General features: G+C 42.1%; 13 protein-coding genes. 2 read left to right on the top strand and 11 right to left on the bottom strand.

What is annotated here, in order from left to right:
- Positions 1-80 precede the first annotated feature (80 nt).
- Positions 81-869 carry a helix-turn-helix transcriptional regulator gene (locus tag ABLB96_RS07445; protein WP_348896059.1) on the top strand — a complete coding sequence of 263 codons (789 nt, stop codon included), beginning with the start codon at positions 81-83 and terminating at the stop codon, positions 867-869.
- Here the strand turns inward: ABLB96_RS07445 and ABLB96_RS07440 are convergent.
- Both ABLB96_RS07440 and def read right to left on the bottom strand, forming a co-directional pair.
- A complete protein-coding gene (locus tag ABLB96_RS07440; protein ID WP_348896060.1) occupies positions 836-2,158 on the bottom strand; it encodes a glutaminase in 1,323 nt (440 codons plus the stop codon). The genes ABLB96_RS07445 and ABLB96_RS07440 overlap by 34 nt on opposite strands.
- A 178-nt stretch (positions 2,159-2,336) precedes the next feature.
- Positions 2,337-2,819: a peptide deformylase gene (gene def, locus ABLB96_RS07435; RefSeq protein ID WP_348896061.1), complete on the bottom strand. Its 483-nt coding sequence runs from the start codon at positions 2,817-2,819 to the stop codon at positions 2,337-2,339.
- Positions 2,820-3,056: 237 nt separating this feature from the next.
- On the opposite strand from def, the gene ABLB96_RS07430 reads away from it, so the two are divergent.
- Complete coding sequence (locus tag ABLB96_RS07430) at positions 3,057-4,355, top strand: MFS transporter (protein WP_348896062.1); 1,299 nt, start codon at positions 3,057-3,059, stop codon at positions 4,353-4,355.
- Between the two features lie 61 nt (positions 4,356-4,416).
- On the opposite strand, the gene ABLB96_RS07425 is transcribed toward ABLB96_RS07430, so the two are convergent.
- From ABLB96_RS07425 to ABLB96_RS07385, 9 genes are all read right to left on the bottom strand, one after another.
- Entirely contained in the window at positions 4,417-5,613 is a 1,197-nt protein-coding gene (locus ABLB96_RS07425; protein ID WP_348896063.1) for a hypothetical protein, read from the bottom strand.
- A gap of 155 nt (positions 5,614-5,768) precedes the next feature.
- Positions 5,769-7,409 carry a thiamine pyrophosphate-binding protein gene (locus ABLB96_RS07420; RefSeq protein WP_348896064.1) on the bottom strand — a complete coding sequence of 547 codons (1,641 nt, stop codon included), beginning with the start codon at positions 7,407-7,409 and terminating at the stop codon, positions 5,769-5,771.
- Between the two features lie 38 nt (positions 7,410-7,447).
- The gene (locus ABLB96_RS07415) at positions 7,448-8,914 is read right to left on the bottom strand and encodes an aldehyde dehydrogenase (RefSeq protein WP_348896065.1); all 1,467 of its coding nucleotides are present in this window, start codon (positions 8,912-8,914) and stop codon (positions 7,448-7,450) included.
- Positions 8,915-8,927: 13 nt separating this feature from the next.
- Positions 8,928-9,719 carry an aspartate dehydrogenase gene (locus ABLB96_RS07410; RefSeq protein WP_348896066.1) on the bottom strand — a complete coding sequence of 264 codons (792 nt, stop codon included), beginning with the start codon at positions 9,717-9,719 and terminating at the stop codon, positions 8,928-8,930.
- 15 nt (positions 9,720-9,734) lie between these two features.
- Positions 9,735-10,529, bottom strand: a complete 795-nt coding sequence (locus ABLB96_RS07405; RefSeq protein WP_348896067.1) for an SDR family oxidoreductase — start codon at positions 10,527-10,529, stop codon at positions 9,735-9,737.
- A 15-nt stretch (positions 10,530-10,544) separates the two neighbouring features.
- Positions 10,545-11,369 (bottom strand): alpha/beta hydrolase, encoded by an 825-nt coding sequence (locus tag ABLB96_RS07400; protein WP_348896068.1) that lies wholly within the window; start codon positions 11,367-11,369, stop codon positions 10,545-10,547.
- A 35-nt stretch (positions 11,370-11,404) separates the two neighbouring features.
- Positions 11,405-11,926 carry a cupin domain-containing protein gene (locus tag ABLB96_RS07395; RefSeq protein WP_348896069.1) on the bottom strand — a complete coding sequence of 174 codons (522 nt, stop codon included), beginning with the start codon at positions 11,924-11,926 and terminating at the stop codon, positions 11,405-11,407.
- Between the two features lie 22 nt (positions 11,927-11,948).
- Positions 11,949-13,172 carry an MFS transporter gene (locus ABLB96_RS07390; protein WP_348896070.1) on the bottom strand — a complete coding sequence of 408 codons (1,224 nt, stop codon included), beginning with the start codon at positions 13,170-13,172 and terminating at the stop codon, positions 11,949-11,951.
- A gap of 42 nt (positions 13,173-13,214) precedes the next feature.
- Positions 13,215-14,426, bottom strand: coding sequence for an FAD-dependent oxidoreductase (locus ABLB96_RS07385; RefSeq protein ID WP_348896071.1), 1,212 nt, complete (start codon positions 14,424-14,426; stop codon positions 13,215-13,217).
- Positions 14,427-14,449 lie beyond the last annotated feature (23 nt).

Here is a 14,449-nt window from a genome sequence, read left to right as displayed (position 1 = left end):
TGAGATGTTTATTGTAAATTGTCGCTTATAACGTTATCTTCCAATAATCATCGTATAAATGACAATTTTTAGGATAGTTTATGTCCGATACTCTTATTCAGTCCGATTTGTCTGAACTGGTGATTGGGCTATCTTCCGAGCATTCTTATCGAGAAATCACGCCTACCCATACGCATACACGCGCACAGTTTTTATATGCATCCACTGGAAATATTCAGGTTTTTACGCCTAATCATGTGTGGATTGTGCCGCCCATGTGCGCGTTATGGATTCCGGCAAATGTAGAGCACAGCGTCATTTCGCTCAGTCACGTGAAGTTAAATACGGCATTGGTTGAATTAAATGCAGCAGCTTTAATGGGACAACATTGCTTTATTATTCGAGTCAGCAATCTGCTTCATGAACTTTTGATTCGCTTAAATGAAATTGAGCGAGAAGACACGCCAAATACGGCGACGTCTCAAGAGCTATCACGCTCTTTACAAATTTTGATTTTTGAAGAAATTCATCGGGCCAATTTGTTGCCTATTCAGATTCCGTGGCCGAAAGACAAACGGCTCTTAAAAATTTGCCAAGAGTTATTACATACTCCTGACCATTCAAAAGATTTAACAGATTGGGCTGATGATATTGGAGCAAGTTCCAGAACTCTTATGCGCATGTTCCAAAAAGAAACTGGGCTGTCTTATCGGGCGTGGGTACAGCAAATGCATATTGCAATTGCTTTGAGCAAAATTGCGAATGGTGAATCTATTGCTCAAGTTTCAGAATCACTGGGGTATACAAACCCCAGTGCGTTCAGTGCGATGTTTAAGCGACATCTAGGAAAAACACCTCAGCAGTTTAGAAGTGCCGCGATGTCGCTATAAGTCTTTTTTTTAGTGCGGATCTCGTGCTTTTCTAGTAAATCATCAAAATCGTGGTAGACATGAAGCTCACGATCTTTGGCAGTTCTCGCATGATCCAATCGCTGTTCTGGGTCAACTAAAACAAGAGTATGACCATCATCAATCAGACGATCTACCCCTTCTAAGAACATACGTTTACCCACATCATGAATCAGTGAAATCTGAGTTAAATCAATGACGATTGTGCTTTGGTCAGTTGTCTCATCTTGTAAAATACGCAACAACATTTCAGCTTCAGTAAATTTCAATACGCCACGAAGCACATACACACTTAATGAAGCATCTTTTCCTGTACGGTAATGGCTTTGTACAATGGTTTGTGCAGAAGGTGTACCTTCCATGAGATGTAATCCCATGTCACGAGATAATCGCTCTAAAATATCAATACCTCGAATACTATGACCATGTTCATCTAGTCGAGGCGAAAAAGCGGCAATACTCACCTGACCCGGCAGCACACCTAAAATACCGCCTGCCACACCACTCTTAGCAGGAATACCTACAGTTGAAAGCCAGTCACCCGCGGCATCATACATACCACAGCTCATCATGACACTGAGTACTTGTCTAACCACAGATCGGTTCAATAGGCGTTTTCCAGTTTTAGGGTCGACCCCACCATTGGCAAGCACACTGCCCATACGTACCAGATCTTTAACCGTAACCATGATCGCACATTGGCGAATATAACCATTCACAATATCGACAGGGTCAGTTTCTAAAATTCCGACAGTGCGTAACATATAACCGATCGAAAGATTACGGTAAGCTGTTTTGACTTCCGAATCATAAACCGACTCATCAAAACTTAATTCGCGACCTGCAAGCTCGCTCATAAAACGGCGTAGAATTTCTGCACTATGCAAACCATGCTTGACCTGAATCAAAGAATGCACAGTAATTGCGCCAGAGTTAATCATCGGGTTTTTCGGACGTCCGTCTTTACCCAATGAAATTTCATTGAAGGCTTCCCCCGAAGGCTCCACCCCTACTTTCGCAAGTACTGCATCAATGCCAAGTTGTTGTAAAACATAAGCATATACAAAAGGTTTAGAAATCGACTGTATGGTGAATTCGACATCATCATCACCAACCGAATAAATTTCGCCATCTACCGTAGACATTGCTAAAGCTAATCGATCTGGGTTTGCATTTGCCAACTCAGGAATATAATCGGCGAGATGACCGCTGTTATCGATGTCACAGGCTTCTATAACATTTGCCAAATATTCTGGGAGAGGGGTTTTCATGGTCAGTAACCTTAAATGAGGAGATTCACAACATCGCGCAAAATTTCAGCACAACCTGCTGATAATATTAAAATTATATCTTTTGTAATGATTTAAATATCACGCTATAAGTATTGTAATTGCTATGTCTTATTCATTTCAAGCTCATTATAGGTTTTTCAAAACTTTAAATAGCAAATTAGATTATTCTTTCTACAAACAAGATTCCATTTAAATGATCGACTTCATGTTGAACAATGCGAGCAGGAAAACCATGAAAAATCGTTTCAACCACCTCACCCTTAAGCGTTAAGTATTTGACCTTGACCATTTCTGCACGTTCAACTTGTCCACGCTCATCAGGCACACTTAAACAGCCTTCTTCACCTAAACAAACTTCGTTTGAGAACTCTAAAATCTCAGGATTTACCATCACCACAGCATCCATTTCAGGTGCATCTGGATAACGTGGGTTTGGTCGAGACGCCACAATAATGACACGTTTAGAGATATAAACTTGTGGTGCTGCAATCCCTACACCATTACGCTCAAGCATGGTTGCTTGCATAGCGGCTGCCAACTGATAAAGCCAATCACTGTTTAACTCATTTGCCGAGACTGGAGCCGCAATCAGTTTCAAAATATCTTCACCACGCTTCGCGACAGGTAAAACTACGCTCATCCTTTGAATCTCTCATTAAACTGGCCAGACAAGTTTTATTGTGTCGCTGAATGGCTCAAAAGAAAAGTCATTCCTACATCTGTTTTTGTTTCATCTAAAGCGTTTTTTGTTTTAAAGCTTTTTGCTTTTCTTAGGTAGACCAATTGACCGTCACCTATAGAACAAATTTCCTCCATTTACTTTTACTTCACTTTTCCATTAATATCCAAACTTCAATTACAACAATTAAGTAAAAAAATGGAACAGGACTTAACTTTGCAGGATGCGAACTATCTTAATAAAGAAGATAAACGAACCCTCGCCCTTTCTTCATTGGGTGGTGCTTTAGAGTTTTACGATTTTGTGATTTATGTATTTTACGCAAAAATCATTTCCGACCTGTTTTTCCCAAGTACGCTTAGTCCTTTTTGGGCCATGCTCAATACTTACGGCATTTTTGCGGCAGGTTACTTTTTTAGGCCGTTGGGTGGGGTTGTCATGGCCCATTTTGGTGACTTGGTCGGGCGTAAGAAACTCTTTTCACTTTCAATTTTGCTGATGGCACTGCCTACCTTATTTATCGGGATTTTGCCCACCTTTGAAAATATTGGGTATTTGGCACCGCTACTTTTATTACTTATGCGAGTGGTACAAGGAATTGCAATTGGGGGGGAAATTCCAGCCGCATGGACATTTGTGTCTGAACACGTCCCTGAAAGAAAAATTGGACTGGCCAATGGTTTACTCACCGCTGGGTTGTCTTTAGGAATTTTACTAGGTGCGCTGATGTCTTTATGGATTTCACTGAATTTTAGTGAAGGACAAATCCATGACTGGGCATGGCGTATTCCTTTTATTGCTGGTGGTATTTTTGGTCTGGTTGCACTTTATTTACGGACTTATTTAAAAGAAACGCCTGTGTTTAAAGCCATGCAGGCACGTAAAGAAATTTCAAAAGAAATGCCCGTCAAGCAAGTATTAAAAACGCATAAAACAGCTGTTGCAATTGGCATGTTGTTTACATGGTTTTTAACTGGTTGTGTGGTGGTGGTGATTTTAGCCATGCCAAATTTATTGATTGGTTCATTTGGTTTTGAACGCGCACAGACTTTTGAAATGCAAAGTGCAGCCATTATCATGCAAATGGTCGGCTGTATTTTGGCGGGCTATTTTGCTGACCGTTTTGGCTGTGGCAAAGTCATGATGGTCGGTGCGCTTGCAGTGGCACTCACAGCAGCAGTTTTTTATAACAGTTTAGGTCACGCCGCACATTCAACTATTTTTGGTTTATATATGTTGTTGGGTCTATGCTCAGGCACGGTTGGTATGGTGTCGAGCAGTATGGTTAAAATGTTTCCCGCGCCTGTGCGTTTCTCGGGCATTTCATTTTCATATAATTTGTCTTATGCCATTGTTGGTGGTATGACATTGCCTTTAGTACATTGGCTTAGTCAATATAGTGATATTGGTGCGATGTATTATATTTTCGCGCTCACTATTTTGGCCTTTGTGACTGCTTTTGTTTTTTGGAATAAATTTGAAAAAAACAGATATTAAACGCTTTAACTCATAAACTAAAAAACCACGCCGATTGCGTGGTTTTTTATTGCTATACACTTTAGAAAGTAAAGCCAATATTAAAGTTAATACGGTATAACCATTTGTCGCTGTTTGGCGAAGTGGCAGAGGTATAACCTGTTGAGTTGGTTGATCCGCCTATAATATTGGAGTTTTTACCCCACGTATAATCTGCCCAAACCATAAATGGTGAAGCAATAAACATCATACCTGTAGTGTTCATTTGCGAAGCTGCCCAATCATCACGTTTTTTATCGAGATAACTATAGTCATTATAAAATTTAATGGCTTTTAGTTTACCCATATTGGTGACAGGCAACGTATAGGCAAGGTTTAAACTAGCAATTGTCCCTTCCGACGCAATGAAATAGGCAGGTGTAAAGCCATTGTTACCCATTAAAGTCATGTCATTATTTACACCATCTGGGTTTTTAGCATCGTATTGATAGTGAATGACAGAACTTTGTAAATTAAAGCGATTGTAGTTGTTTTCGGTGTGCAAACCGACTGCATAATATTTGCCGTCTTTATCGGTTACTTTGTTATGTAACTGAGCAATTGCACCCGAAACGCCAAACTCTTGCTTACCAAAGTCTGTTTCTAACTTACGTACAATACGGGTGTTAACCTGATTGCGTTTTTCATTTTGATAGGCTTTTTGAGATGGAAATGCATTTCCTGCCAAGTCATCATAAGTTGCACTTTCAGGTGAATAACGCAGATTAGTCTCTAGCATTTGCGGGTAATAACCAAGTTTTACATCCCAATCTTTGTCGTGATAATTCCAGTTAAGCCCCGGTGCAATATTGTTGCCATAACCTAGAAAGAATGGAATGTGATAGGTCCAGCCATTTTGCGGGTATGGATAAATCGTAAAAGGTTTATAGACCAAGCCTGCTTCAATGCTGTTATTGGCATTTAAGTTGTAGCCCACATAGGCTTTTTCAATAGACCTTTTTTGTTGGTCTTGAAATAGATAACTGGCGTTGATGTAAGCATCATCAAACTTACCTTTGAGATCGACCCTGAAAATATCAAAATAGAGCTTACCAAAACCGCGGTTTGGCCCTTCCCAATCTTCGTAACGTTGATTTAAACGTACCACCCCACCTAACTTTAATGACTCAGTTCCATCATCACTTTTCCATTCAAGTAATGAATCTTTTGCAAAAGCATTGACGCTTACCCCCAGCGTAAACGGTGCAATGAATGCCATGATCAATGAAGTCTTTTTCATCTCTACATCCTTGATTGAGTTCCAGCGTCCTGCTGGAACTTTATTTGTTTTACCTGTAAAACTTAGTTTTTATTGTTTTTTAGACAAAAAAATTTATCTAAAAAAAGGATGGCTTAGCAGCTCCCATCGCATATGTACTAAACCATCCAAACTGGTTAATACAGTTTCTTTTGCGGTGGACCCGCAAAGTTTAATGGCCCAATCGAGTTCATATCAAGCTCGATCACGGTTGGCCCTTCAAAAGCGACAGCCTCTTGAATAACCGTTTTAAACTCATCTGCACTACCCACTTTCCAGCTTTTCACACCCATTGATTCGCCAAGAAGTTTGTAGTCAGGTGTATGCAATTCATTGAAATATTGACGACCACCAAAGTAGTTATTTTGAATGCCACGCATTACCCCATAACCACCATCATTCATAATCATGAGGATCATGTTGGTGTTTTCTTGCACCATGGTTGCAATCTCACCAATGCCAAGCATTAAGCCGCCATCACCGACTAAACCAATTACTTTCTTGTCAGGGTTAGCAACCGAAGCACCGATTGCAGTTGCAAGACCTAAACCAATTGCACCCGCGAGTGAGTGGATGTTTTGGTTTGGTGCTTGTACAGGGAATAAACGGCTACCCCAAGTGCTACCTGACATGGTGATGTCACGTACAAAAATGCCGTCTTGCGGTAAAGCCGCACGTAAGTGATCACAAATCAAAGCGTATTGGTCAATTTGTTTGCGTAGTGCATCAATTGCAGATTGTTTAGCCGCCACTACAGCAGCATCGTAATCGGCATCGATTTTTGAGGTTCCTTGAAGCTGTTCTAACACACGTGTTAAGACATCTTTGGCATCGCCACAAATGAAGTTACGAATTTTGTAATTACGTTGCTGAGCCACTGGATTTGCATCTACCTGAATAATATTTTCAGGGAACTCAACCGAATAAGTTTTGGTTTCATTACTACGTAAACGTGAACCTACTACAACCATTAAGTCAGCATCTTTTAGTAACTGCTCAACCGCTGCCGAGTTATGGAACGCACCTAAACTACGTGGATGATCATCCGGCAACACACCGCGACCATGCGTAGATGACACCACTGGAATACCTAAATCTGCAATGGCTTTAACTTCGGCAACACTATTTAAAGTTCCACCACCAATCCAGAAAATTGGGCGTTTTGCTTTTTTAATTTCACTCACAAGAAGATCAATTTCATCTTGTTCTGCTTGTGGTAACTCAAGTGCTTTGACTGGCCCAAGATTAAGTGGCAAATCGATTTCTGCTGCTTGTACATCAATAGGTAGCTCGACACTTACTGGTCCCATTGGAACAGTCGTTGCTACACGGATGGCTTCACGAATCACGCCAACGGCGTTGTCTGGACTGGTAATGCGAAATGCCGCTTTGCTTGATGCACGTAAAAACGTAAGTTGGTCTTTGGTTTCATGAATAAAACTCGCATCACGATCGAGATATTCACGCTCAACTTGACCTGTTAAATGTAGTACAGGACTACCGGCATTCATTGCTTCAATCAGTGAACCCACTGCATTACCTGCCCCTGCACCTGTACTGGTCAATGCTACACCTAGGCCTTTAAAGCGTGAGTGTGCATCTGCCATAGTGACCGCACCAGCTTCGCCGCGCGCTGCGACAAAGCGCATTTTTTCACGGCGGCCTACCGCATCGGCAATAGGTAAATTGTGGATGGAAATAACACCATAAATACTATCAACTTGGTGCGCTTCTAAAACTCTTGCGATTGCTTCGCCTACATTTACACGTTCAGTCATGTCTGTTCCTCAAAATTTGTTTTCAGTCCTTGAATTTATTAATCGCACCAAGGGTTAGGCTGCTCATTCAGCCCCATATAAATACTCTTTTGTTGCATGTACGATAAAATGCCCAAACGGCCTTTTTCGCGCCCGATTCCACTGTCTTTAAAGCCACCAAACGGCGCACTGATCGAGAATTTTTTATAGGTGTTAATCCATACCGTTCCCACTTCTAAGGCACGTGCAATGCGCCAAGCTTTGCGATAGCTTTCAGTCCAGATACCTGCGGCAAGACCAAAACAACTATCATTCGCTTGGGCAATTAAATCTTGCTCGTTGTCATATTTCATAACGACTAAAACAGGGCCAAAAATTTCTTCCTGACAAGTTTGAGCACTGTTATTTAAACCCGTAATAATCGTTGGTAAGTAATAGCTTCCTTTGGCATAGTCACCCGTGGTAAGCGCTTCACCACCAATCAGAACTTGACCACCTTCGCTTTTGGCAAGCTGCACATAGCGATCAACGGACTGCAAATGTTTGTCATTCACTAGTGGCCCTAAATGCACACCCGCTTGTTCTGGATGGCCCACACGTAGACCTTTGGTAATTTCAACCAAACGTGTTAAAAACTGATCGTAAAGACTGCTATGAATAAACAAGCGAGAACCTGCGATACACGCTTGGCCTGCCGAGCTAAAAATACCGTACGCCACACCTTTAGCAGCCAGTTCGACATCTGCATCCGGTAAAACGATAGTTGGTGACTTACCACCTAACTCAAGCGAAGTAGTAATCAGTTTTTCAGCTGCAATATGTGCCAAATGACGACCCGTGGTTGTTCCACCTGTAAAAGAGATTTTACGAACCAGCGGATGTTGAGCAATTGCATCACCAATCACAGAACCGCGCCCAACTAACACACTGAGTAAGCCTTTTGGTAAGCCTGCTTCTTCAAAAATTTTGGCAAGCTCTAAAGCAATCAGTGAAGTTGCTTCTGCGGGTTTTAACACCACTGCATTACCTGCCGCCAAAGCTGGAGCAAGCTTTTGAACTTCACTCGCAATTGGAGAGTTCCACGGCGTAATTGCTGCTACCACGCCTACAGGTTCATGCACACTCATGGTCATAAAGTCTGGAGCGCGTTGAGTGGTGAGTTCATCGTTCAGCGTTTCACATGCCGCCGCAACATAGCGTGCAGTTGCCGCCGCACTCATCACCAAACCACGAGTTTCGGTTAAAGGCTTACCATTATCTCGTGTTTGTAATTTTGCTAATTCATCTACACGCGCTTCAATAATGTCTGCAACTTTGTAGAGAATACGTGCGCGTTCATGCGGCAAACTGTTTCTCCAGCTCGGTTGACGCCAAGCCTGATCTGCTTTTTCAATTGCTTCATTTACATCATCAAGCGTTGCTGTTGAAAGCTCAGCGTTTACCGACTGATCTGCCGGAAACAGGCTTTGAATGACTGCACCACGACCTAATCGCCATTCACCCGCAATATAAATTTCCTTTGCCATGATCAAATCCTTCTTAAATCTGTATTGCTTCTACACTGTTGCGACAAGCACGAATCACGCTAAGCGCAGCCAAAGTGGATGTTTTCGGGTTACTTGGCAACGGCACGCCCACCAGTTCAATGGTCATTTGCCCAAAGCCACCTTCTGCCACAATGGTGTGTTTGTTTTTGTTGATGGTTGGGTCAACAGTTAACTCAACCATTGTTTCATCCATTCCAAGCCCTGCAAGTGCAATGGTTGCTGCAACATTGGCGTTGGCAGGAAATTTCATGGCAGCTTCACGGGCAGTTCCAGTAAAAAAGACCGTAGGTTCTGAAACATGGTCTAAATCGACCAATTGCTCTGCATAACTGCCTTTCCAACTTTTTGGGCTTTTACAGCCTTTGTAAGTGACTTTTTGCAAACCACCTTCTTTGGCCGCAGAAATACCGTCAATGCCTGCGATAGCGCCTGCAAGCAAATGCAAATGGGCATCATTTTTTTCGGCAGTTTGCTTAAGCTGAATCAAAAATTCGCTATCAGCCAAAGTACCTACCGAAATCAGACCAATGGTCCAGCCTTTCGCTAAAACTTTTTGAGCATGCTCTTTCACTGCTGCTTGACCTGCCACCTCAATGACATAGTCTGGCTCACCATCACATTGCTCAATATCGGAAATCACCTGAATGTCAGACGAGACTTGTGATTGAACTTTTTCAATACTGCGAGATGGTACGACAATCCATTTGAGTTGCAGATCTTGGGGCAAATGGGCATACACTTCTGCTGCCATTGCGCCAAAACCAATCATCATCAACTTTTTCATGACAGCACCTAATATTTATAAATGTTTGTTAAAACCACCCGAGACATCTATGGTGGAACCTGTGGTGTACGATGCCAATGGCGATGCCAAGAAAACTAAAGCACGTGCAGGTTCTTCTGGTCGGCCTAAACGCTGCATTGGAATACCGCGGTTTTTTGCGATATTTCCGGTCCACTCTTCCCATGACAAATTTAAATCTGAACGGGTTTCATAACGGCGTTTCCACTGCGCAGATTCGACCATTCCGAGTAAAATCGAGTTCACACGAACACCATATTGAGTAAACTCATGGGCCAACGAATGGGTTAAATTCAACAGTGCAGCGCGTGCAGATGAAGTCGCAATCATGTGCGGTTCTGGTTGCAATGCCAATAATGAGTTCACATTGGTAATTGAGGCATTTGCCGATTGTTTTAAGTCATCAAGAAAAGCCCGTACCGGATGTAAAACACTGAAATATTTCAGCTCAATTTCTTTCATCCAGTCTTCATCTTGCGTATTTTCAAAGTTTGAAACACGGCCTTGCCCAGCATTGTTAATGAGCATGTCCACATTGCCCAAATTGAGTTTGACGTCTTTGGCAAATTGCTGAACTTCTTCTTTTTTCAATACATTGCATGCTTTGGTAAAAATATTGGCATGCGGATATTTTTCTAAAATATAGTGTTTAGAAACATTTAAACGTTCTTCATCGCGACCACACCACGCTACTTTTGCACCCTCTGCAACCAGTATTTCAACAGCAGCCAGCCCAATCCCAGATGAGCCACCGGTAACAACTGCAACTTTTCCTTCAACTTGGAAGCTCATAATCCTTAATCTCTCTTACGATTGTTCCTGAATCGTCAACATAATTTGGTTAAATGCTTGCGGTTGGTCGACATAACTTAAATGTCCTGCATCTTCTATGACAAAGCGCTGTTCCAACTGCAATTCCTGAGCAAGTGCTTGTATACCTAACGCAGGAGTGATTTGATCTTGCTGCCCTGCAATCACTGTGCATGGGACTTTTAAATGGGTTAAATAATTACGTATTTCGTCATAAGCCAGTAAGTACGATGCATGGGTAAAACCCTGTAAGGTCAACTGTTGCATCACCTCTGAAACTAAGGCTAAGGCTTGTGGCTCTTGTTTATAAATCAAATGAGGTCCACGGCTTTCAGCCATGCCTTTAGCACCGAGTTCCTTCAACATTTTTGGTCTTTTTTCAAAAACCTGAATTTGTGTCTGTTTATCGTGGCGTTGGTAGCCTTGCGCTAAGTTAGCAACAACCAAGTGTTCCACTCGCTCTGGGTAAAATGCAGCAAATGCACTCGCCTGTAAGGCACCTAATGAGTGTCCGACCACAATTGCTTTTTCAATTTTTAAAACATCAAACAACGCTGCTAAACGCTTTGCATAATCGGTCGCATTCGGTTGATCAGTTAAAAGTTCATCTGATTTGCCATAGCCCGGTGCGTCCCAGGCAATGACATGAAAATGATGAGACAACACTTCAAGTTGGTTCACCCATGAAGCAGAACCTGAACTAATGCCATGCAACAGCACAAGGTATTGGCCCTGACCGGCTTCACGATAGGCTTGCTGCTGGCCTTGAACAGTGACGGTTTTCACCGGAAACTCTGCTAACTTTTCAATGAGTGTCATCATTTTCAATTCTTTCCTTCATTTACTTCATCAAACAATTAACGTTTGATTTGAGACAATGGATGCTCTGGTGGATAGTTCGGAATCGTTGGTTTACCTGTTCCTAACATCACACACATCAAGGCATCTTCTTGACCAGGGTTAAATAAACCACGGTAGATACCCGGTGGAATTGAAATCAGGTCACGCTCTTTTAAACGGGTCTCAAATTTCTCGCCGTTGTGCTCAATAAACAAATCAATTTCGCCGCGAAGCATAAAGAATACTTCTTCAACGTCGTGGTGAATGTGCAAAGGACCCTCACACTGTGGTGGCAAAACCATGGTTGAAAACGTGAAGTTTTCTGCCGGTACAGTGTTGCCGTCATTTACAACACCTGTTGCGCCTGTACCCATATAACGCATTTGTGCACGGCGATATTTCGGGTCGTAATCGGCTTGGAACTTCAAAGCATCAAAGTCATATTTACGTGTCTCAAAGCGAGCAATACGCGTGTTTAACCAATCTTCTAAAGAAGCACCTTCTGGTTGTGTCCATGATTCGAATTGTTGTGTAGTCATTTTTAAACTCCTATACAGTGAATTAATAACGTTTTAAAAGAGGAACCAAGAACAACGACCCAATGACAGCGACAGCAGCCAAGAAGGTAATTCCTAAATTAAAACTATGTGTTTGCATCACGATGTAACCGATAAGAACAGGCGCAATTGCACTTGCAAAATTACCTAAACCGTTAAATATTCCACCCGCAGTCGCCCCTACATTTGAGGTTGTGACTCTTGCAAGCAGAGCAAATACAGCTGCTACTCCAAAACCCCACGCCATAGCGCTTAAAGACATGGCAGCAATAATCAACAATGGCTGGGTCATAATGACCATCACATACATGAAGATGCCCGCTACCAATAATCCGCTAAATACTTGAATCGCACGGCGGCCTAACTTGTCCGATAAAAATGCACCAAGCACTTCGCCAATTAACATGGCAATAAATGGAAAGCTTGAATACATCCCAAACTCTTTGAGATTGAAGCCTTTGTCTTGCATAAGATAAGAAGGAACCCAACTGTTTAAGCCCCACAAATAAGTCATCAATGCAATGTTAAAGAGGCAAACCAACCAAAATGCGCTATTGCTCAAAAGCAATTTAGTATTGGCAATGTGACCTTTGAAATTGGTGCGTTTACTCTCGCCCTCAATTTCGACAGTTTTCTTGAGTTGCAAGTTACGCAGACCAAAAACAATGCTGAAAATCGCGATGAGGGTTAGCGCAGCCATTACAAAAAAAGTGGTGTGCCAGTCATGGTGTGCCAAAACATTTGCAGTGATCGGAAATCCAAGAAAGGCCCCGATTGGTGTTCCTAATAAGAACATGGTAGAAGCACGTGCCTGCTGACGGTCTGTGTATGTCTGCTTCACAATGGTGTATGCCAAGGCAAACAATGGACCTTCTGCTAAACCGAGCAGTACACGTAAAATCAACATGCCTGAATAACTGGTGGTGAAGCCCATGCAGAACATGAGTAACCCCCAAGAGGTCACACTCCAGAACAGCATTTTCTTTGGGTTAAAAATATCGCCTAAAAAGCTTAAAAATACTGATGAGAAACCATAGGAAAGCAAAAAGCTTGTCATGAGCCATCCTAGTTTGGCTTTATCTCCAGCAATTCCCATCGAGTTTTGAAAATGCGGATCTGAAAATAAAACCGCAATACTGATCTTGTCGAAAAATGCCAGTACTACACACACCATAAGGACAAAAGCAGGAACCCAATGCTTCAATCCACTTTTCTCTTCATTACTCATGTGTCATTCCTTCGATTTGGTAATGAGAACCAGATTTAATGTTTACGGTTTTAACTTCATGACATTAAATTCAGCATCTGCTAACAGTTTTGGGTCTAAAACGGTGTTGGCTTGCATCCAACGTTTTGCCAGTTTGACTAACTTCGAGTCATTAATGGCAATCATGTTGAGCAAACGATTTTCATGGTCCAGATATAAATAGCTCACCTGATCTTCACCGCCTTGGCGAATCACCACTTCTTTGGTTTTCTCAGGTTGATATGTTCCTAAAATCTGGATATTAAAGTGGTATTGATCAGACCAAAGCCACGGAATATCACTATATTCAGTTTCAATTCCAAGCATTGACTTTGCAGCTGCAATCGCCTGATTTTGCGCATTTGCCCAAGACTGAATGCAATACCCCAAACCCGGATGAATCGCGACATCGCCTGCGGCATAAATGTTTTGATCTGAAGTTTGCCCAAAACAATTCACCACAATGCCGTCTTTCACATCGAGACCAGCATGTACACCTAACTCTTTAGCAATCTCAGCGCCTGCACCCACTACAACACAGTCAAATAACCGGCTATGTTGTGGATGATTCACCACTTCCACTTTTTGGTTAGGGGCTTCAACCAAGTGAAGGCTCTTGCTGTCTAAATGAATTTTTGTACCTTGGGTTTCATGCATATTTTTTAAAAATGCAGAAACTTCCGGACTTACGCTTCTTGCACATAAACGGTCGCCATATTCAAAAATATGAACCTCTTTACCTTGTTTACGTGCAGTTGCAGCAATTTCTAAACCAATCCAGCCACCGCCAATCACAGCGACATTGTTTGCAGTCTTTAAGATTTCAGCCAAACGTTCACAGTCATGCACATTACGTAAGGTCACCACATTTGGAATAAACTGCCATGTATTGACAGGTACACGTGCACGGCTTCCTGTTGCGATCAGTAATTTGTCATACGGCAAAACCTGACCACTTTCTAAATGAACCTGTTTTTGCTCACGGTCGACTTTTGTCGCAATTTCTGGTTTATGCCATTGAACGTTGAACTCTTGAACCTGTTCAGGAGAGAACAGATTCAAACTTTCATAAGTGGCTTCTTTTGAAAGTACTTGCTTAGACAGTGGCGGACGCTCATAAAACACTTGATCTTCATTTGAAACCACGTGAATTTCGCCCACATAACCATTTTGTCGTAGTGTACTTACTGCCCAACCTGCTGCTTGCCCTGCACCTACAATTACAATCTTTTCCATAGCCATCTTCCTTGTAGCCATAC

Origin of the sequence: Acinetobacter sp. XH1741 (assembly GCF_041021895.1) — a bacterium.
Classification (GTDB): domain Bacteria; phylum Pseudomonadota; class Gammaproteobacteria; order Pseudomonadales; family Moraxellaceae; genus Acinetobacter.
The sequence above is the reverse complement of the archived record's forward strand: the minus strand, read 5'-3'. Positions and strand labels throughout refer to the sequence as shown.

What these genes read in the sequence shown, in the direction of transcription:
- ABLB96_RS07445 (WP_348896059.1), top strand. Translation starts at nt 81, where the DNA reads ATGTCCGATACTCTTATTCAGTCCGATTTGTCTGAACTGGTGATTGGG.
- ABLB96_RS07440 (WP_348896060.1), bottom strand. Translation starts at nt 2,158, where the DNA reads ATGAAAACCCCTCTCCCAGAATATTTGGCAAATGTTATAGAAGCCTGT.
- def (WP_348896061.1), bottom strand. Translation starts at nt 2,819, where the DNA reads ATGAGCGTAGTTTTACCTGTCGCGAAGCGTGGTGAAGATATTTTGAAA.
- ABLB96_RS07430 (WP_348896062.1), top strand. Translation starts at nt 3,057, where the DNA reads ATGGAACAGGACTTAACTTTGCAGGATGCGAACTATCTTAATAAAGAA.
- ABLB96_RS07425 (WP_348896063.1), bottom strand. Translation starts at nt 5,613, where the DNA reads ATGAAAAAGACTTCATTGATCATGGCATTCATTGCACCGTTTACGCTG.
- ABLB96_RS07420 (WP_348896064.1), bottom strand. Translation starts at nt 7,409, where the DNA reads ATGACTGAACGTGTAAATGTAGGCGAAGCAATCGCAAGAGTTTTAGAA.
- ABLB96_RS07415 (WP_348896065.1), bottom strand. Translation starts at nt 8,914, where the DNA reads ATGGCAAAGGAAATTTATATTGCGGGTGAATGGCGATTAGGTCGTGGT.
- ABLB96_RS07410 (WP_348896066.1), bottom strand. Translation starts at nt 9,719, where the DNA reads ATGAAAAAGTTGATGATGATTGGTTTTGGCGCAATGGCAGCAGAAGTG.
- ABLB96_RS07405 (WP_348896067.1), bottom strand. Translation starts at nt 10,529, where the DNA reads ATGAGCTTCCAAGTTGAAGGAAAAGTTGCAGTTGTTACCGGTGGCTCA.
- ABLB96_RS07400 (WP_348896068.1), bottom strand. Translation starts at nt 11,369, where the DNA reads ATGATGACACTCATTGAAAAGTTAGCAGAGTTTCCGGTGAAAACCGTC.
- ABLB96_RS07395 (WP_348896069.1), bottom strand. Translation starts at nt 11,926, where the DNA reads ATGACTACACAACAATTCGAATCATGGACACAACCAGAAGGTGCTTCT.
- ABLB96_RS07390 (WP_348896070.1), bottom strand. Translation starts at nt 13,172, where the DNA reads ATGAGTAATGAAGAGAAAAGTGGATTGAAGCATTGGGTTCCTGCTTTT.
- ABLB96_RS07385 (WP_348896071.1), bottom strand. Translation starts at nt 14,426, where the DNA reads ATGGAAAAGATTGTAATTGTAGGTGCAGGGCAAGCAGCAGGTTGGGCA.